The organism is Pseudomonadota bacterium (genome assembly GCA_022361155.1).
Classification (GTDB): Bacteria; Myxococcota_A; Polyangia; order Polyangiales; family JAKSBK01; genus JAKSBK01.
On record JAKSBK010000338.1, the window covers coordinates 1 to 3,243 of the forward strand.

General features: G+C 66.5%; 2 protein-coding genes. One reads left to right on the forward strand and one right to left on the reverse strand.

Annotated elements, in window-relative coordinates:
* Positions 1-294 precede the first annotated feature (294 nt).
* On the forward strand, positions 295-1,794 hold the full coding sequence (locus MJD61_13290) for an ISKra4 family transposase (GenBank protein ID MCG8556244.1): 1,500 nt from the start codon (positions 295-297) through the stop codon (positions 1,792-1,794).
* Between the two features lie 429 nt (positions 1,795-2,223).
* Here the strand turns inward: MJD61_13290 and MJD61_13295 are convergent.
* A partial coding sequence (locus tag MJD61_13295) for a transposase (protein ID MCG8556245.1) occupies positions 2,224-3,243 on the reverse strand: 1,020 nt, incomplete at its 5' end.

Sequence of the window (3,243 nt, forward strand, 5' to 3'; positions counted from 1 at the left end):
GTGCCGTTGTGCGTACTCGTCACTGCGCGCGTCCGCGGTAGGCCGAGAAGCCAGGCGGTTCCGGGAACATTGTCGTAGGTCGCGATCACTTTGTCCTGGCGCCCGTCGGACCAGGTGCTCTCGGATACCAGCAGATTACCCGCCCAATCATAGAGTTGGGTGCATTCCCCACATTGCACGCCTGAAGGCGCAGAGAAACGGGGAGTTTTCGCGGGCTGACGGATAGGCGGAGCCGCTCTTCCTGTCGATAATCGCGGTTGCGAGACCCGAGAACCGACAAGGAAGGAGGCTCCGATGCAGAGCATCGAGCAAACCCGTCGCGAAGTCGAGCGTTGCTTTCGAGCAGTACTGCGAACCGCCGAAAGGAGCGGCGAGCGCGACGCGACGGCGGTAGAGCAGGCGCTGTGGGCGAGCATGCTATCGCTGGGGGCGGCGTTGATGGCGCTGTTCTTCGCGCTGCGGATGGGCCGCTGTTGGGAGCTTGGCAGCCGCTATCGACGCGGCGGACGAGAGTACGAGGTGGTCGGCTTCGAGCGCACCAGCATCGGTACGCGCTTCGGCAAGGTCGAACTCGAGCAACCGGTGGGCCGGTTGCTCGGCGACGCGCGTGCGGCACGAGACCTGCCGGCGCAGCGACAGCTGGGGCTGATGTCGGGCTTCACGCTGCCGGTAGTCAGCACGATGGCCCGGCTGTGCGCGCAGATGGCGTTCGAGCCGGCGCGTCAACTGTTCGAGCACGTCTGGCGATGGCGTCCGAGCCCTCGGGCGGTGTTGCGGATGGTGGACGCGTTGGGCACTGGTGCACGTAGCTTTCTGGAGCAGGCCGCGGCACCGGTCGGCGACGGCGAGGTGCTGGTGGTGAGCGTCGACGGCAAGGGCGCGCCGGCGATCTCGAGCAAGGAGTACGCCCGCCGCTGCCGGCCGCGGGTAAAGCGCAAAGCCAACGCTCGTCATCGGCGCCGAGCCAAGCGCAACGCGCGGCCGCGCGGGCGGCGCGGGCCCGGCAACAAGAGCAAGAACGCGAAGATGGCAGCGGTAGGCGTGCTGTATACACTCAAGCGTGGCGCGGACGGCAAGCTCGACGGCCCGGTCCACAAGCGTGTGTACGCCACCTTCGAAGGTCACCGGGCGTTGTTCGAATGGCTCGTGGCCGAGGCGCGCAAACGCGGCTACGGTAGCAAGAAGTTCGAAAAGGTGTTGTTCGTTGCCGACGGGGCTCGCGTCATCTGGACGTTGCAACAGGAGTTCTTTGCCGACGCCGAGACATGCCTGGACTTCTGGCACGCGGTCGAAAAGCTCTGGGCAGCGGGCAAGGCGGTGTGCCGCGGCACTCGGCGAAAACGCAAGGCCCTCGAAGCCTGGGTGGCCGAGCAGAAAAAGCGACTGCGCAAGGGGCAACTGTCGAAGGTACTGGACGAGCTGCGCGAGCACTTGGAGGCCACCGCCCAGACCGGCCCCGGCAACAAGTTCCGCCGCGAAGTCCTCAGCTCGGTGCTCGGCCACTTCGAGGCCAACGCCGAGCGGATGCGCTACGCGCGCCTGCGGCGCATGGACCTCGACATCTCCAGCGGCGTCATGGAGGGCGCCGTGCGCCATCTCGTCGGTGTTCGCCTCGACGGGCCCGGCATGCGCTGGAGCCGCGACCGCGCCGAGGCTGTGCTGCACCTGCGCTGCGTGCTCATCAACGGCATGTGGGCTGACTTCGAGCGCTATCTCGCCCTGCGCCGACTCAAGCTCGCCCCGCAACCGGTGCCGACTCGCACACATGACGCCGTCCCCCACAAGGCCGCGTGATGCTTACGCATTCACGCGATGCAAAGTGGGATCTGCACCCAAGTTACTTCAACTCCCGTGCCAGGGCCATTCTTCCCCACGCACCAGCATCCTGCCGGCCGGACGGGATTGGCGTCGGTGATGTTGCACCTACCACCGACAGCGCACGCACGCTGGTCAGAAAGGTATGAAAGCTGTGGGAGCGGTTCCGCTGAGGCTCGATCAGCGCTCCGACGACGCGCGCCAGGCCGCCCCCAGGACACCCATTAAATGCCAGTTCAGGCGAGGTCCGACGCGGGGCTGTCGGGATGGTCACGGGTCCGATGGGCAGGGCAAGCAGGGCGCACAAGCCGGCGTCCGCGTTTGGAGCAAGTGGTGCCCGGTTCCGGGCGCTCCACTCGTGTTCACGGCTGCCCCACTGGAGAGCATCGCGGCCGGCGAGTGGCTCGTTCAGGCGGTGTTGCGCGCGTAGAGATGGCTGGCGGCCCGAACGCCTTTGACGTGCTGCTGGCCTCGTCGGGCGCCTTCGATTCGGATGCGCTCGACTTGCCCCACCATGCCGAAGAACGTGCGCGCGTACTGCTGCACCGAGCCGACGAACGTCTCGGCATTCAGGCCTGCTCGCTCGACCAGCGGGGCCAGCTCTTCGGGGAGCATGCCGCGTTGATCCGTGCGGATCGCCTGACCCGTGTGGCGCACCAGCTGCTCGTAGTCGTCGAACAGCATCGGAATAGGTTCGCGATCATGGAGATCTCGAGCGCTGGGTACCTTGGACGCCACCGGAGACTGAAACGGCAGCAGCTCCGCTAGCTTCGAGCGGCGGCGGCGAGCCTTGCGCTTGGGGACCTTGGTCTTGGGCTTGCTCGCATCCGCGTCCTTGCGTGCTTTGGCCTCGCGCTGCGCTGCCTGCCGCAGCCGCTCCTGGATCGAGGTGAAGTCCGAGCCCTCCAGGCTCTTGGCGATGCCCGCACGCACCGGGTTCAGGTCCACGTACGTCATGCAAGTCAAGAGCGCCCCTTCGTCGAGCAGGGCCTGGCTGCGGAAACGCCCTTCCCAGAACCGACCCTTGCAGTCGTCTTCCTTGTTGGCCTGCCGAGCAATGGACTCGTTCAGGCAGCGCATGAACCAGCTCAGGTCCCAAAGCCGAGCCCGCCACAGCGCAACCTTGTGCTTGCGCAGCCCCCGGGGCAGCTGCTCGAGACCGGCCACGGCTCCCGGAAACAGCCTGCCGAAGCGCTCGACCACCTCGTCGTCGCCCCAAGCCTGCGTGCGTTCCCTGTCGATGCGCACCACCAGATGAAAGTGGTTGGACATCACCGCGTACGCCGCCACATCGACCGCGAACACGGAAGCCAGCTCCCTGACCCGCTCGACCACCCAGACCTTGCGGTGGTCGAAGTTGCGCCCCGAGTACCGGTCCTGCCCGCACAGGAACGCCCGCCGCACACAGCGGGATATCACATGATACCA